Below are 12,919 nucleotides of genomic sequence, written 5' to 3'. Positions count from 1 at the left end.
CCCAATATTCAGGCCGACGCCTGCGCGAGGCGCTCGCGGCGCTTGGCCAGCCGGTCGATGATGATCGGCAGGCCGGTGCCGACGATGATGAGCGTGCCGACGACGACGCGCTGCCAGTAGGACGGCACGCCAGCGCTGAGCAGCGAGGTGTTGATCATGGTGATCAGAAGCGCGCCGAGCAAGGTGCCGGTGACGGTTCCGTGCCCGCCGGTGATCCGCGCCCCGCCCAGCACGACGGCGGCGATGACGTTGAGCTCCATGCCGACGAGATCGAACGGATTGGCCATGCGCGACAGCGTCATATGCGTCATGCCGGCGAGGCCCGCGATCGCGCCGACGATGACATAGATCATCACCTTGGTGCGGCCGACCTTGATCCCGATGCGCCGCGCGCCCTCTTCCGACCCGCCGATCGCGTAAATCGCGCGGCCGAACTTCGTCAGGTTCATGAGGACCGCGACGAAGATCGTGACGCCGACCAGCACGACGAAGGAGAGCGGCAGCGAGGCGAGCTGGCCGACCGCGTTCTCCATGCGCACGATCATCGTGCGGGCGAACGAGATGACGTTGCGCGGTACGTTGGTGATGTAGGTCGTGCCGACGAAGGTCAGGAGCACGCCGCGATAGAGGCTGAGCGTCCCCAGCGTCACGATCAGCGTCGGCAGACCCAGACCGCCGATCAGGATGCCGTTCACCAGACCGAGCGCGGCGCCGATCAGCGCACTGACGACGAACAACATGGCGACCGGCACGCTGAAATCGACGCCCAGCACCAGTGTTGTCGTGGTGTACATGGCAAAGGCGGCGATGGCGGGAAACGAGACGTCGATGCCGCCGGACGCCAGCACCATCATCACGCCGAGCGCGAAGATTGCCGTCACCAGCGAATTGCGCAACAGGTCGACGATCGTCGCGACCGACAGGAAGTTCGGATTGATGATGCCGATCACCAGCGCGAAGACGAGCGCGGCGATCAGGACGACGCTCTGCGGCGACATCAGGATGCGTGTGGCGGCGTTCATCGTGCCGGTCCTTCCTCGGTCACTGCCGATGATAGCCGTTCCTCGTCGACGCTGTCGGCGTCGAACGTGGCGGTGATGCGTCCGCGAACCATGACGAGGATGCGGTCCGACAGCGCCAGCGCCTCGCCGATGTCGTCGGTGACGACGAGCACGGCGGTTCCGGCGCTGCGCAAATGCAGCAGGATTTCATGGATTTCGCGCTTGGAGCCGATGTCGACGCCGACCGTCGGCCCGTTGAGGATCATCAGTTCGGGAGCCCGCTCCATCCAGCGCGCAAGCACGACGCGCTGCTGGTTGCCGCCCGAAAGCGTGGCCACCGGCGGCTCGATGCCCGGCGTCTTGATGCGCAGCCGCTTGACCGCATCCCTGGCGCGCTGGTTGAGCGCGCGGCGATCGACCAGTCCGCTTTTCTGCAGCGAGGCGATTGCGATGTTGTCGCCGATCGGCTGGTCGAGGAACAGCCCCTCGGTCAGGCGATCCTCCGGCACATAGGCGATGCCGGCGTCCATCGCCTCGATCGGTTCACGAAAACGTCGCTCCAAGCCCTTGAATTCAATGGTTCCCTGGTCGGGCTGGATTTCGCCGAACAGCGACAGCGCGAGCTCGGTGCGACCGGAGCCGAGCAGGCCGACCAGCGCGACGATCTCGCCGGGAACGATCGACAGATCGACGTCGGCATAGGCGCCGAAGCGCGTCAGGCCGCGCGTCACGATGACCGGATCGGCGGACGGCGCCGTCTCGCGCGCCAGGCGATGGGTTTCGATGTCGCGGCCCGTCATGTCGCGGGCCAGCCTGTCGGCGTCGAATTCATCGGCGCTGCCCTCGGCCACGACCCGGCCATCGCGCAGCACGGTGATCGTGTCGCAGAACGCGAAGATTTCTTCCGTCTTGTGGCTGACGAACAGGAACGCGACGCCGTCCTTCTTCAGTGCCTCGATGATGCCCTGCAAGCGGCGGACCTCGGAGCGCGTCAGCGCCGTGGTCGGCTCGTCCATGACGATGATGCGCGCATCGTTGGCAAGCGCCCGCGCGATCGCGACGAGTTGCTTGGACGCGACCGGCAGGAACTCCACCGGCAAAGCCGGGTCGATGTCCACGCCCATCCGCGCCAGCGTGTCGGTAGCCAGTTTCGCGTCGCTTCCGCGCTTGTGCCAGCGGTCGCCCCGCGCCACGCTGCGCAGGAAAGCGATGTTCTCGGCCACGAGCAGATTGGGAAACAGGGAAAAGTCCTGGTAGATCACCGACAAGCCGGCATCGATGGCGGCGGCGGGATCGTTTGCGAGTTCGTGATCGGCGATGCGCACCGTGCCCGCATCGGCCCCCACGACCCCCGACAGGATCTTGATCAGGGTGGATTTGCCCGACCCGTTCTCGCCCGCGAGGCATCGCACTTCGCCGGGCCGCAAGGTGAGCGACACGTCCTCGAGCACGCGAACCTGGCCATAGGCTTTTCGAATGCCGCTGATTTCAAGAATGGGTTCGGCCATGTGGACTCCGATCCGTCGCCTGTCAGGGGCCGCCGCGCCTGCGCGCAGCGGCCCGGTCGCAGATATCAGAAGTCGTACTGATCGAGGTTTTCGGCGGTCACGTCGACCCAGGCCTGGCCGTACACGACCTTGCCGTCGACGCGCACGTCGTTGTAGCCCTCGACGCCGAGATCGTCGCCGGTCTTGACCGTCTCGCCCTTCAGCGCCTTTTCGGCCAGAACGTTCATGGCATAGCCGGCGAGCGCCGGATCCCAGAACGAGATCATGTCGATTTCGCCGGTCTCGACATAGGGGCCGGCGACGGAGGCGAGGCTGGTGCCCACGATCGACACCTGGTCGGAGAGGCCTGCTTCTTCGACGGCAAGTGCGGCACCGACGACGTCTTCACCGGCCGAGCCCTGCATGCCCTTGAGGTTCGGATAGGTGCGGAGCAGTTCGCGCATCTTCTGGTAAGCGGTCTGCTGCTGCTCGGCGGATTCCTGCTTGCCGCCGACCAGCTTCATGTTGGGGTACTTTGCTTCCTGGTAGGCGATCGCCGCGTCGACCCATTCATTGTGGGTCACCGAGGTGAGGTAGCCGACGAACGCGACATACTCGCCCTCGCCGCCCATCTTTGTGGCAAGAGCCTCCATGAGGTGCTCGCCATAGGCCTTGTTGTCGAAGGCTTCGAGGTCGTAGGTGATGTTCTGGAGCGTCGCGCCTTCATGGCCGATCACGACGATGTCGTTTTCGAGCGCGCGCGCAAGCACCGGCTCAAGCGCCTGCGGCGAGTTCGGAACCACCGTGATGGCGTCCACGCCGCGCGCGATCAGGTCTTCGATCAACTGCACCTGCAAGGCCGCGTCGGCGGTTGCCGCGCCAACCTGCGTCGCATTGTTGCCGGTGGCTTCGGCATACTGGCGCACGCCCTCTTCCATCCGGTTGAACCACGCGATGCCCGACAGCTTGACGACCGTCACGATCTCGCGCGTGTCCTGCGCTCCCGCGCTTATGACGTAGCCGCCTGCCAGCATGGAGGCGGCCATCGCCCCGATCATGATTTTTCTCAATCCAAACGCCATTTCACTCTCCCAGTTTGGGCCTTTTACGGGAAGGCCGTTCCCCAATCATGCCTTGCGCTCGGCATGCATGAAGCTGCGCGTCGCCTCGTAGAGGCCACGATATGTGCGAAAACCGTCATCGTAGAGCGACGCCAGATCGGTCTGCGGCTCGATGCGTCCGGCCGGTGCGTTCCAGCGCTCGATGTCGCTTTCCTGCGCATAACCGACGCCGATCGCGGCAAGGAAGGCGCTGCCGAAGCTGGCGCCGAAACTCTCGCTGCGCAGGATTTGCGGGCTCGCGGAAATGTCGGACACGGCCTGCAGCCAGACGGCATTGCGCACGCCGCCGCCCACGGCGGTGATCGTCTGGGGCGGGTTGCCGGTCTCGCCATAGGTGTCGAGCACGTGGCGAACGCCATAGGCGATCCCCTCCAGCACCGCGCGATAGATGTCGCCGCGCTCATGGGTGAGGTCCAGTCCGAAGATCATGCCCTTGGCGTGCGGGTCGTGGATCGGCGTGCGCTCGCCCGAGAAATAGGGCAACACCATCACGCCATTCGCGCCCGGCGGCGAGGCTCCGGCCTCCCCCGCCAGCGTCGCCATCGCCTTGTCGCCGGCAAGCTCGCGCGCGAAACGGTCGCGAAACCAGTGGGTCAGTGTACCGCTGGTGGCAAGCCCGGCCATCATCGCGTGGCGGCCGGGAAAGAGCCACGGCGCATACCACAGCCGGGGATCGGTCGCGGCCTTCTCGGTGACGAGAATGATGAAGATCGTCGAGCCGTACATCAGCATCATCTCGCCGGGGCGCGAGACACCGACGCTCAGCGCCTCGGCGGCGGCATCGATCGTGCCCGCGATGACCGGCGTGCCTTCGGCCAGCCCGGTCTCCTCGGCTGCGCGCGCGGTCACGTGGCCGGCGACCTCGCTCGACCAGAGAAGACGCGGCAGGCGCTCGCGCTCGACGATGCCGTCCATCAGATCGTCGGCCCAGTCATTGGTGCGCACATCGTAGAGCGGCGAGAAACTTGCCGCCGAATAGTGATCGAGAACGCGTTCGCCGGTCAGCCGCTCGACGATGAAGGTCGAGGAATTCACGAAGCCCGCGGCCTTCTCATAGATGTCGGGCCGGTTGCGCTTCAGCCACAGGATCTTCGGCCCGACGGATTGCGAGGTCAGCCCGTTGCCGGTCCGGCGCAGCAGCGTCTCCTGTCCGATCGCGGCGGTCAGGTCGGCGATCTCTTGATGGGCGCGCGTATCGACGCCGTAGAGCACGGCATTCATCAACGGCGCGCCATGGGCATCCACCGGCAGCATGCACGGGCCGATGCCGCTGGCGCCGACCGCGCGTATCGCGGAAGCCGGCAGACCCGACGCGGCGATCACTTCGCGCGCGATATCGCGGAACTCGCCCCACCAATGAAGCTCGGCATCGTGCTCGGCCCAGCCGGAGCGCGGCACGATCATGCGATGCGACCGGCGTGCCGATGCGAGGATCTTGCCCTCGTCCGATACGACGACGCCCTTCGTCTCGAAGGTTCCGATATCGATGCCGAGAAAGGCGCCGCTCATGTGTAGCGGTCCCGGTCGAGGTCGAAGTCCCTGCCCATGCGGGCAATGGCGCCGACGACGAGCGCGGTGAGACCCTCGAGGTCGCGCATGTCGCAGACTTCCAGCGAGGTGTGCGTATAGCGGCTCGGGAAGCAGAGATCGACGCAGGCCACGCCCTCGCCGACGAGCTGGACATAGGACGAGTCCGTCAGCGCGCCGACATGCGCCGTATGCTGGAGCGGGATGCCGTCCTCGCTCGCGGCGCGCTGCACCACGTCGACGACGGCCGGATGCGGGATCGTGCCGTTGAGCGTGCCGCGCCCATGAAAGGAGTAGTGCGAGATCGCCGGCCCCGCGCCCATCCGCACTTCGCCGCGATGCGCCATGTCGGGCGTGTCGGAGGTAAGCGCGAGGTCGAGCTGGATGGCGATGTCGGGCTGGAGCGACTGCGCCGCGACCATCGCGCCGCGCAGGTTGAATTCCTCCAGCACAGCGAACACGAAGTGGATGGTCGGGCGCGACGGCACGTCCTTCAGGCGGCGCGCCGCTTCCACGACCACGGCACAGCCCGCCCGGTCGTCGACCGACGTGCCGGCGACGCGGTGCTCGCCCAGATCGAAGACGTTGGGCTCATAGACGACCGGCGTGCCGATCTCGACGCCCAGCGCGCGCACGGCCTCGGCGCTCTCCTCGCCGATGTCGATGAACAGCTCCGCATAGGGCGTGACCTTGTACTTCTCTTCCGGCGGGGTCGCGTGATGGCTCTTGTTGGCGACGATGCCGCGAACGTCGCGCCCCTCGCCCACGCACAGGAGCACGCTTTGCGCCGGCAGCGCCTTTTCCGGTATGCCGCCCAGCCGCTCGACACGGATCAGCCCGTTGGCTTCGATCTTGCGGACGATGAAGCCGAGCTGGTCAGTGTGCGCGAAGAGCATCACGCTCGGCGCGCCGTCATCGCCTTCGAGCGTGGCGATGAGGTTGCCCAGCCGGTCGGTGCGACAGGCGATCCCCTCTTTTTCCATCAGGTCGCGCAGATGGCGGCGAACCCTGTCCTCATGGCCCGAAAGGCCGGGTATGAGCATCAATGCATTGAGATCTTGGCGTAAACGGTCGGTCATCAGGATGGTCTCGAAAAGAGCGCTCTGAGATCGCCGATGCGGTTTTCGACGATGACGCGAAGCGACATGATTGTGATGAGGAGCGCGCCGAAGAACAGGTCGCGCGCGAATGCGGTGAAGGCGAGGAAGTTGAGGCCCGACGAGATGAGCTGAAGCGTCAGCACCGCCAGCACCACGCCGATGGTCGAGCCGATGCCGCCGAAGGGGCTGACGCCGGCCAGGATGTTGATGAGGATGACGAGCAGCAGGTAGGACCCGCCGTAATCGGCATTGGCGGAGTTGACCCGCGCCAGGATGACGAGGCCCGCGATCGAGGCAATGAGGCCTGCGGTCGCGTAGATCTTGATGACGAGCCGCCGCTCCTGAATGCCGACGAAACGTGCGGCGCGCGGATTGGCGCCATAGAGACGGGCGCGCATGCCGGTTGCCGTGAAGCGCAGGAACAGCCCCATCATGAGCGCGACGACGGTGAAGACCACGAGCGGCACGGGCACGACACCGCCGATCGACCAGTTGCCCCACGACCCGTACCACGCCGGGAGCCCGGTGATTGCCGGGCCGCCGGTGATGACAATGCCGATGCCGCCATAGAGTTGCAGCGTTCCCAGCGTCGCCAGGATCGGCGGCAGCCGCAGATAGGCGATGAGGCAGCCATTGAGCGCGCCGCATGCGAGACCGGTCAGGAGGGCGGCGGGAACCGCCATCCAGGCGTATTCCGGTCCCGCCCTCAGGAGCAGCGCGCCGACGATCGACGACAGGTTCGCGATCGCCACGACGGAGAGGTCGATGCCGCCGGAGATCATCGTCGGCAGGAGTGCCAGCGCGAGCAGGCCGAATTCGGGGAACTGCGATCCCATCGAACTCAGATTGGCCCTCGACAGGAAGTTCGGCGCGTAAAAGCTCAGCGTGACGAAGATCGCCAGGGCAAGCAGGCCGAGACCCAGAATGTATGCGCCTGTCGTGTCGCGCCGTGCATTCATACGCTCACTCTCCCCGTGCTGCCTTGGCAAGCCGCATGAATTCGGCGGCCCGCTCAGGATCGACAGCCTTCCACGTATCGCCGTCCACCTTCAAGGAGGAACCGACGATGCAGCCATCCGCCACCTTGAGGACATCCGCGACGGTGGCGTGCTTGACGCCGGTATTGGCCAGAACCGCCGTGTCCGGCAGCGCCTTCTTCACGGCGATCAGATCCGCCATTTCGGCAGCTTCGCCGGTGATCGCGCCGGATACCAGAATGGCGTCGGGGATCGACGAGAACACCGCCGAGCGGGCGCGGTCGGCGAGTTCGCGGCGGTCGAGCGAATAGGCGAACTCGGCCGACACGTTGGCGAGCATCACGAGATCGGGCCGCTGCAGCCGGTCGCGGTAGCGCATGGCCGCACCTGCATTGGGCGTCCACGGGCCCATGTCGGAGGCATAGGTGCCGGTCAGGATTTCGCGCAGGAAGGACGCACCGGTCGCAGCCGCAAGCGCGACGGAGGCCATCGGGTCCCACAGAACGTTCACGCCGAAGGGTTTTTCGATCTCCTTGCGCACCTGGCCGATCACATAGGCCATCGTTGCCGTCGAAGCGGTGTCGACCTGCAATTCGTAGGGGCGATCATTCTCGTTGCCGAACATCACGGCATCGACATCCGCCGCCTGAAGGGCACGCAAATCGCGCCGCGCGGCTTCCACGATAGCCTCCACGCCGCCATCCGCGTCATAAAGCGGGGTGCCCGGCAGGGGCGAAAGATGCACCATCGCAATGACCGGCTTGCGTTCGCCGAAGAGGGCCCTGAATCTCGTCATGTCGTCTTGTTTCCTTGCTTGCCGGCGTCGGGATTGCAGTATTCGATCCCGACCGCCATGTTCTCGTACGGTTCGGCGGCCGGATGCCGGTCGGTTATGAAGAGGTCGATCGCGTTCCAGTCGCAAACGTCCGCGCCTTCGCGGCGATCGAGCTTGGTGTGGTCGGCGATGAGGACCGTGCGGCGCGCGCGCGCCATGGCCGCCTGCTTCACGTTCGCTTCTTCGACGGTCACGTTTGAAATGCCCTGCCCGTCCACCGCATCGGCGGAGAGGAAGAAGATGTCGCCCTCTTCCTGGGCGGCAATCGCGGACAGGGTTTCGTCGCCCACGACGCTGAAATAGCCGTTGCGCAGCCGCCCGCCGATGGCGACGACTTCCGTCTCGCGCGTCGCTGCCGCTTCCGAAATCTTGATGTCGAGCGCGACGATCGTCAGCGGCCGGCCGGCCAGAAGACGGGCGAGCGCAAGGCATGTCGTGCCCGAATCCAGCACGACCCGCATGCCGTCGCGTACGTGCCGCGCGGCCGCCCTCGCGATGCAGCTCTTGGCGGATTGCTGCCGGCGCATCTTTTCCATGAAAAGCGGTTCCTGCCCGCCCGACCGGCTCGCAGCCGTCACCCCGCCATGCGTGCGCACGGCGATCCCGGCCTGCACGAGAAACGCAAGATCGCGGCGGACCGTCGGACCCGAAACCGAGAAGACGTCGATCAGTTCGTCGACGCTGACATGGCCGCGCTGAAGGATCAGGTCGCCCATCCTGCGATGGCGCTCCTGCGGAAACCGGACTTCCCTGCGTGCCTCATGATCCATGGCTATGATCATTAGTGATCACTTTGCCCGGGTCAATCCCTCTCCGATATTTTTGCTACGGCTTTTTTTGACTCGCTTTTTGACTCGCTCGGGTTCGCCAGCGGGAATTGCCAAACCGCCTTGTGCCCGCGATCGGGTTCGACCCGACAGCCGCATGATGTAGGGCTGCCGCGAAAATCCCCTTGACTCTTTTCGGGCGGCATAATTTGATTAGTAAACCGCTTTAGTAAATCGGTTTACTCGTAGAGTTCGCGAAGTCTGGGAAGGGACCTATGTCGAGGGAGCGCACCACAAGCCTCAAGGACGTCGCGGTGGCGGCAGGCGTGTCGGTCACCACCGTATCGCGTCTCCTCAACGGCTCGCTCGAACTTCCCGCCGAGACGAAACGGCGCATCGAAACCGCCATCAACGACCTCAAATACGAGCCCAACCCTCACGCGCGCCGCCTCAGCCGGGGCCGTTCCGATACGATCGGCCTGGTCGTGCCCGACATCGCCAATCCGTTTTTCGCCACCCTGGTCGCCGCCGTCGAGGACGAGGCGGATCGCAAGGGTCAGGCGCTGTCGCTGTATGCGACGCTGAACCGTTCCGGGCGCGAAGTGGCCTATCTGAGGATGCTGGAGCGCAACCATGTCGACGGGCTCCTCTTCATCACCAATCACCCCGACGATGGCGAACTGGCCGAGTTGATCAACCGCACCGGCAAGGTGGTGGTGGTCGATGAGGACGTGCCGGGAGCCACGGTGCCGAAGCTCTTCTGCGACAACGTGCAGGGCGGCTATCTCGCGGGCCGGCATCTGGTCGAGCACGGGCATCGCCGCGTGCTCTATGTCGGTGGTCCGCGCGAGATGATCAGCACGCTGCGCCGCTTCCAGGGTCTCGAAAAGGCGATGATGGAAGGCACCGACGGCGCGGCCGAGCTTCTGCGCTACGAAGGCGAGTATACGGTGGATTTCGGCAGGGCTGCCGCCCGGCGCTTTCTCGAGGCGGCGATGCCGGCGACCGCCATCTTCGCGAGTTCCGACGAGATCGCCATCGGCCTGATCGAGGTGCTGCGCGCGCAAGGTGTCTCGATCCCGCAGGACGTGTCGATCGTCGGCTTCGACGATGTCGGCCCGCTTCATCTTTTCGCACCGCCCTTGACCGCCGTGCGGCAGCCAGTGCGTGCGCTGGGCCAGCGCGCCCTGGCGCTCCTTCTTGAAACCAATTGGCAGCAGTCCGACAGCCCCTATCGCGAGGAATTGCTGCCTGTCGAAATCGTCGTGCGAAGCTCCGTTGCGCCGCCGTCGAAACAATAACCGCAACGGAAACGGAACAGCCAACCAGAGGATCAATCCATGACCTGGAATATCACCCGCAGAACGCTTGCCGCTGCATTCGCAGCAACCGCCCTCACCGGCCTTTCCCTCGGCTCCGCCTTGGCCCAGGAAAAGACCTTCGCCCTCGTCCAGATCAACCAGCAGGCCCTGTTCTTCAACCAGATGAACGAAGGCGCCCAGAAGGCTGCGGACGCCGCCGGCGTCAAGCTAGTCATCTTCAACGCGAACAACGACCCCGCGGCGCAGAACAGCGCCATCGAGACCTACATCCAGCAGAAGGTCGACGGCATCGCGGTCGTGGCGATCGACGTGAACGGCATCATGCCGGCCGTCCAGCAGGCTGACGCCGCGGGCATCCCCGTCGTCGCCATCGATGCGATCCTGCCGGAAGGTCCGCAAAAGGCACAGATCGGCGTCGACAACGCCAAGGCCGGCGCGGATATGGGCGCATTCTTTCTCGACTATGTGAAGGCGAACAGCGACGGCAAGGCCAAGATCGGCGTCGTCGGCGCGTTGAACTCCTTCATCCAGAACGTGCGCCAGGAAGGCTTCGAGAAGACGCTGGAAGGCGTCGACGGCATCGAGAAGGCGGGCGTGGTCGACGGCCAGAACGTGCAGGACACGGCATTGGCTTCCGCCGAGAACCTGATCACCGGCAACCCCGACCTGACGGCGATCTATGCGACCGGCGAACCGGCGCTGATGGGCGCCATCGCGGCCGTGGAAAGCCAGAGCAAGCAGGATTCGGTCGAGATTTTCGGCTGGGACCTGACCGCCCAGGCCATCGCCGGCATTGATGCGGGCTACGTCGCAGCGGTCATCCAGCAGGACCCGTCCGCGATGGGCGCGGCGGCCGTGGATGCACTCAAGGCGCTGTCGGATGGCGGCTCGGTCGAGCAGACGATCTCGGTGCCGATCACCATCGTGACCAAAGACAATGTTGAGCCTTACCGGGCGATCTTCAAGTGATGCCTGAAAGACAGCAGACCACCGCTGTCGCAGGAGCCGGGGGAAGCGATCTCCCCCGGCCGCCTGACGGGCAGGCAGGCGGAAGCCCGCGCGTTTCGTTGCGCGGCATCCGCAAATCCTTCGGTTCGCACCAGGCGCTTCGCGGCGTCGATCTCGATCTTTATCCGGGCGAGTGCCTCGGACTGGTCGGCGACAACGCGGCCGGCAAGTCCACGCTGACCAAAATCATCTCAGGCGTCTATCTGCCGGACGACGGCACGATCACCATCGATGGGGACGAGGTCCGCCTTTCCGGCCCCGCCGATGCCCGCACCCGCCACATCGAGATGGTCTTCCAGGACCTCAGCCTCTGCGACCATGTGGATGTGGTCGGCAATCTCTTTCTCGGCCGCGAACTGACCAGGGGGCCGTTTCTCGACCGGCCCCGGATGCTGACCGAGGCGCGCGCGATGCTCGACGCGCTCGATATCAGAATCCCCCGCCTTGGGGCCAAGGTCGAGAAGCTTTCGGGCGGACAGCGCCAAGCGATCGCGATCGCGCGCGCGGCATCGTTCAACCCGAAAGTGCTGATCATGGACGAGCCGACCTCGGCTTTGGCCGTGGCCGAAGTCGAGGCCGTTCTGGCGCTGATCAACCGGGTGAAGGCGAAGGGCGTCTCGGTCGTGCTCATCACGCATCGCCTGCAGGATCTCTTCCGCGTCTGCGACCGCATCGCCGTCATGTATGAGGGCACCAAGGTCGCCGAGCGCGATATCGCAAACACCGATCTTGAAGACCTCGTGAAGCTCATCGTCGGGGGAGAACGCCATTGACCGCCTATACCGAACGCGCGGCCGGCTCTCCCGTCGCGGATTTCCTCAGTGAGCACGCACAGGTGCTCTCCATCACCGCCTTCTTCGTTGGTTGCGTGTTGTTCTTTGCAATCATGACCGACACGTTCCTGACGCTCGGCAACATCCTCAACGTCGTCCGCCAGGCAGCGCCCATTCTCATCGTCGCGGTCGCGATGACGTTCGTGATCATCACCGGCGGCATCGATCTCTCGGTCGGGTCGCTGGTGGCGCTCGTCAACGCAGTCGCGGCGCTGGTGCTCGCCATGGGCTATCCATGGCCGGTCGTCGTGGTCGGAATGATCGGATTCGGCGCGCTCATCGGCATCTTGCAGGGTTGGTTCGTCGCCTATCAGGGCATTCCCGCCTTCATCGTGACGCTGGCGGGACTGTCGATCCTGCGCGGCTTCGCGCTCTATCTCACGCAGGGCTACTCGATCCCCATCGCAGGCGTTCCGGGCTTCCTCGCACTCGGCCGTGGCGAGCTCTTCGGCATCCCCGTGCCGGCACTCATCGCGGTAGCCGTCGCGATCATCGGCTATGCGATCATCGCGACGACGAAATATGGACGGCAGGTGGTCGCGGTCGGCTCCAATCTGGAGGCCGCGCGGCGCGTCGGCATGCCCGCCAAGTGGATCGTGGCGTCGGTCTACCTCGTCTCGGGCATCGCCTGTGCGATTACCGGCCTGCTGATCGCCGCGCGTCTGGGCTCCGGCTCGTCCAACGCGGCGGTCGGGTTCGAGCTTCAGGTGATCGCGGCCGTCGTTCTGGGCGGAACGTCCCTGATGGGCGGACGCGGCAGCATTCTGGGCACGGTTCTCGGCACGCTGACCATCGCGGTCATCGGCAACGGACTGATCCTGATGCACATCTCGCCATTCTTCACGCAGATCGTGACGGGCGCGATCATCCTCGTGGCGATCTGGCTCAACACCCGCATCTTCACCACCAATTTCCGCCTCGGCGGGAAAAAGAAGTGACGC

General features: G+C 65.2%; 12 protein-coding genes. 4 read left to right on the top strand and 8 right to left on the bottom strand.

Annotated features, from left to right (window positions below):
• Positions 1–8 precede the first annotated feature (8 nt).
• The 8 genes from AAFN55_RS13115 to AAFN55_RS13080 form a co-directional block, all read right to left on the bottom strand.
• Positions 9–1,022: an ABC transporter permease gene (locus AAFN55_RS13115; protein ID WP_347799279.1), complete on the bottom strand. Its 1,014-nt coding sequence runs from the start codon at positions 1,020–1,022 to the stop codon at positions 9–11.
• Positions 1,019–2,509 (bottom strand): sugar ABC transporter ATP-binding protein, encoded by a 1,491-nt coding sequence (locus tag AAFN55_RS13110; RefSeq protein WP_347799278.1) that lies wholly within the window; start codon positions 2,507–2,509, stop codon positions 1,019–1,021. Before AAFN55_RS13110 ends, AAFN55_RS13115 begins: the two co-directional genes overlap by 4 nt.
• A gap of 65 nt (positions 2,510–2,574) precedes the next feature.
• Positions 2,575–3,570 (bottom strand): autoinducer 2 ABC transporter substrate-binding protein, encoded by a 996-nt coding sequence (locus AAFN55_RS13105; RefSeq protein ID WP_347799277.1) that lies wholly within the window; start codon positions 3,568–3,570, stop codon positions 2,575–2,577.
• A gap of 45 nt (positions 3,571–3,615) precedes the next feature.
• Positions 3,616–5,118, bottom strand: a complete 1,503-nt coding sequence (locus tag AAFN55_RS13100; RefSeq protein ID WP_347799276.1) for an FGGY-family carbohydrate kinase — start codon at positions 5,116–5,118, stop codon at positions 3,616–3,618.
• The gene (locus AAFN55_RS13095) at positions 5,115–6,215 is read right to left on the bottom strand and encodes a M42 family metallopeptidase (RefSeq protein ID WP_347799275.1); all 1,101 of its coding nucleotides are present in this window, start codon (positions 6,213–6,215) and stop codon (positions 5,115–5,117) included. The genes AAFN55_RS13100 and AAFN55_RS13095 overlap by 4 nt, the downstream gene beginning before the upstream one ends.
• Positions 6,215–7,195: an ABC transporter permease gene (locus tag AAFN55_RS13090; RefSeq protein WP_347799274.1), complete on the bottom strand. Its 981-nt coding sequence runs from the start codon at positions 7,193–7,195 to the stop codon at positions 6,215–6,217. The genes AAFN55_RS13095 and AAFN55_RS13090 overlap by 1 nt, the downstream gene beginning before the upstream one ends.
• A gap of 4 nt (positions 7,196–7,199) precedes the next feature.
• On the bottom strand, positions 7,200–8,009 hold the full coding sequence (locus AAFN55_RS13085) for a BtpA/SgcQ family protein (protein ID WP_347799273.1): 810 nt from the start codon (positions 8,007–8,009) through the stop codon (positions 7,200–7,202).
• The gene (locus AAFN55_RS13080; protein ID WP_347799272.1) at positions 8,006–8,818 is read right to left on the bottom strand and encodes a DeoR/GlpR family DNA-binding transcription regulator; all 813 of its coding nucleotides are present in this window, start codon (positions 8,816–8,818) and stop codon (positions 8,006–8,008) included. Before AAFN55_RS13080 ends, AAFN55_RS13085 begins: the two co-directional genes overlap by 4 nt.
• Before the next feature lie 272 nt (positions 8,819–9,090).
• Between AAFN55_RS13080 and AAFN55_RS13075 the strand changes: the two genes are divergently transcribed.
• The 4 genes from AAFN55_RS13075 to AAFN55_RS13060 are packed head-to-tail and all read left to right on the top strand — an operon-like array spanning position 9,091 to position 12,916.
• Positions 9,091–10,116 (top strand): LacI family DNA-binding transcriptional regulator, encoded by a 1,026-nt coding sequence (locus AAFN55_RS13075; RefSeq protein WP_347799271.1) that lies wholly within the window; start codon positions 9,091–9,093, stop codon positions 10,114–10,116.
• Between the two features lie 39 nt (positions 10,117–10,155).
• Positions 10,156–11,106: a substrate-binding domain-containing protein gene (locus AAFN55_RS13070; RefSeq protein ID WP_347799270.1), complete on the top strand. Its 951-nt coding sequence runs from the start codon at positions 10,156–10,158 to the stop codon at positions 11,104–11,106.
• Positions 11,106–11,918: an ATP-binding cassette domain-containing protein gene (locus AAFN55_RS13065; protein ID WP_347799269.1), complete on the top strand. Its 813-nt coding sequence runs from the start codon at positions 11,106–11,108 to the stop codon at positions 11,916–11,918. Before AAFN55_RS13070 ends, AAFN55_RS13065 begins: the two co-directional genes overlap by 1 nt.
• On the top strand, positions 11,915–12,916 hold the full coding sequence (locus AAFN55_RS13060) for an ABC transporter permease (protein ID WP_347799268.1): 1,002 nt from the start codon (positions 11,915–11,917) through the stop codon (positions 12,914–12,916). Before AAFN55_RS13065 ends, AAFN55_RS13060 begins: the two co-directional genes overlap by 4 nt.
• Positions 12,917–12,919: the final 3 nt, after the last annotated feature.

Origin of the sequence: Mesorhizobium sp. CAU 1732 (genome assembly GCF_039888675.1) — a bacterium.
In the GTDB taxonomy this organism is placed as follows: domain Bacteria; phylum Pseudomonadota; class Alphaproteobacteria; order Rhizobiales; family Rhizobiaceae; genus Aerobium.
The sequence above is the reverse complement of the archived record's forward strand: the minus strand, read 5'-3'. Positions and strand labels throughout refer to the sequence as shown.

Bases quoted from the DNA above. Each gene is read 5' to 3' on its own strand.
- AAFN55_RS13115 (WP_347799279.1), bottom strand. From the start codon at position 1,022: ATGAACGCCGCCACACGCATCCTGATGTCGCCGCAGAGCGTCGTCCTG.
- AAFN55_RS13110 (WP_347799278.1), bottom strand. From the start codon at position 2,509: ATGGCCGAACCCATTCTTGAAATCAGCGGCATTCGAAAAGCCTATGGC.
- AAFN55_RS13105 (WP_347799277.1), bottom strand. From the start codon at position 3,570: ATGGCGTTTGGATTGAGAAAAATCATGATCGGGGCGATGGCCGCCTCC.
- AAFN55_RS13100 (WP_347799276.1), bottom strand. From the start codon at position 5,118: ATGAGCGGCGCCTTTCTCGGCATCGATATCGGAACCTTCGAGACGAAG.
- AAFN55_RS13095 (WP_347799275.1), bottom strand. From the start codon at position 6,215: ATGACCGACCGTTTACGCCAAGATCTCAATGCATTGATGCTCATACCC.
- AAFN55_RS13090 (WP_347799274.1), bottom strand. From the start codon at position 7,195: ATGAATGCACGGCGCGACACGACAGGCGCATACATTCTGGGTCTCGGC.
- AAFN55_RS13085 (WP_347799273.1), bottom strand. From the start codon at position 8,009: ATGACGAGATTCAGGGCCCTCTTCGGCGAACGCAAGCCGGTCATTGCG.
- AAFN55_RS13080 (WP_347799272.1), bottom strand. From the start codon at position 8,818: ATGGATCATGAGGCACGCAGGGAAGTCCGGTTTCCGCAGGAGCGCCAT.
- AAFN55_RS13075 (WP_347799271.1), top strand. From the start codon at position 9,091: ATGTCGAGGGAGCGCACCACAAGCCTCAAGGACGTCGCGGTGGCGGCA.
- AAFN55_RS13070 (WP_347799270.1), top strand. From the start codon at position 10,156: ATGACCTGGAATATCACCCGCAGAACGCTTGCCGCTGCATTCGCAGCA.
- AAFN55_RS13065 (WP_347799269.1), top strand. From the start codon at position 11,106: ATGCCTGAAAGACAGCAGACCACCGCTGTCGCAGGAGCCGGGGGAAGC.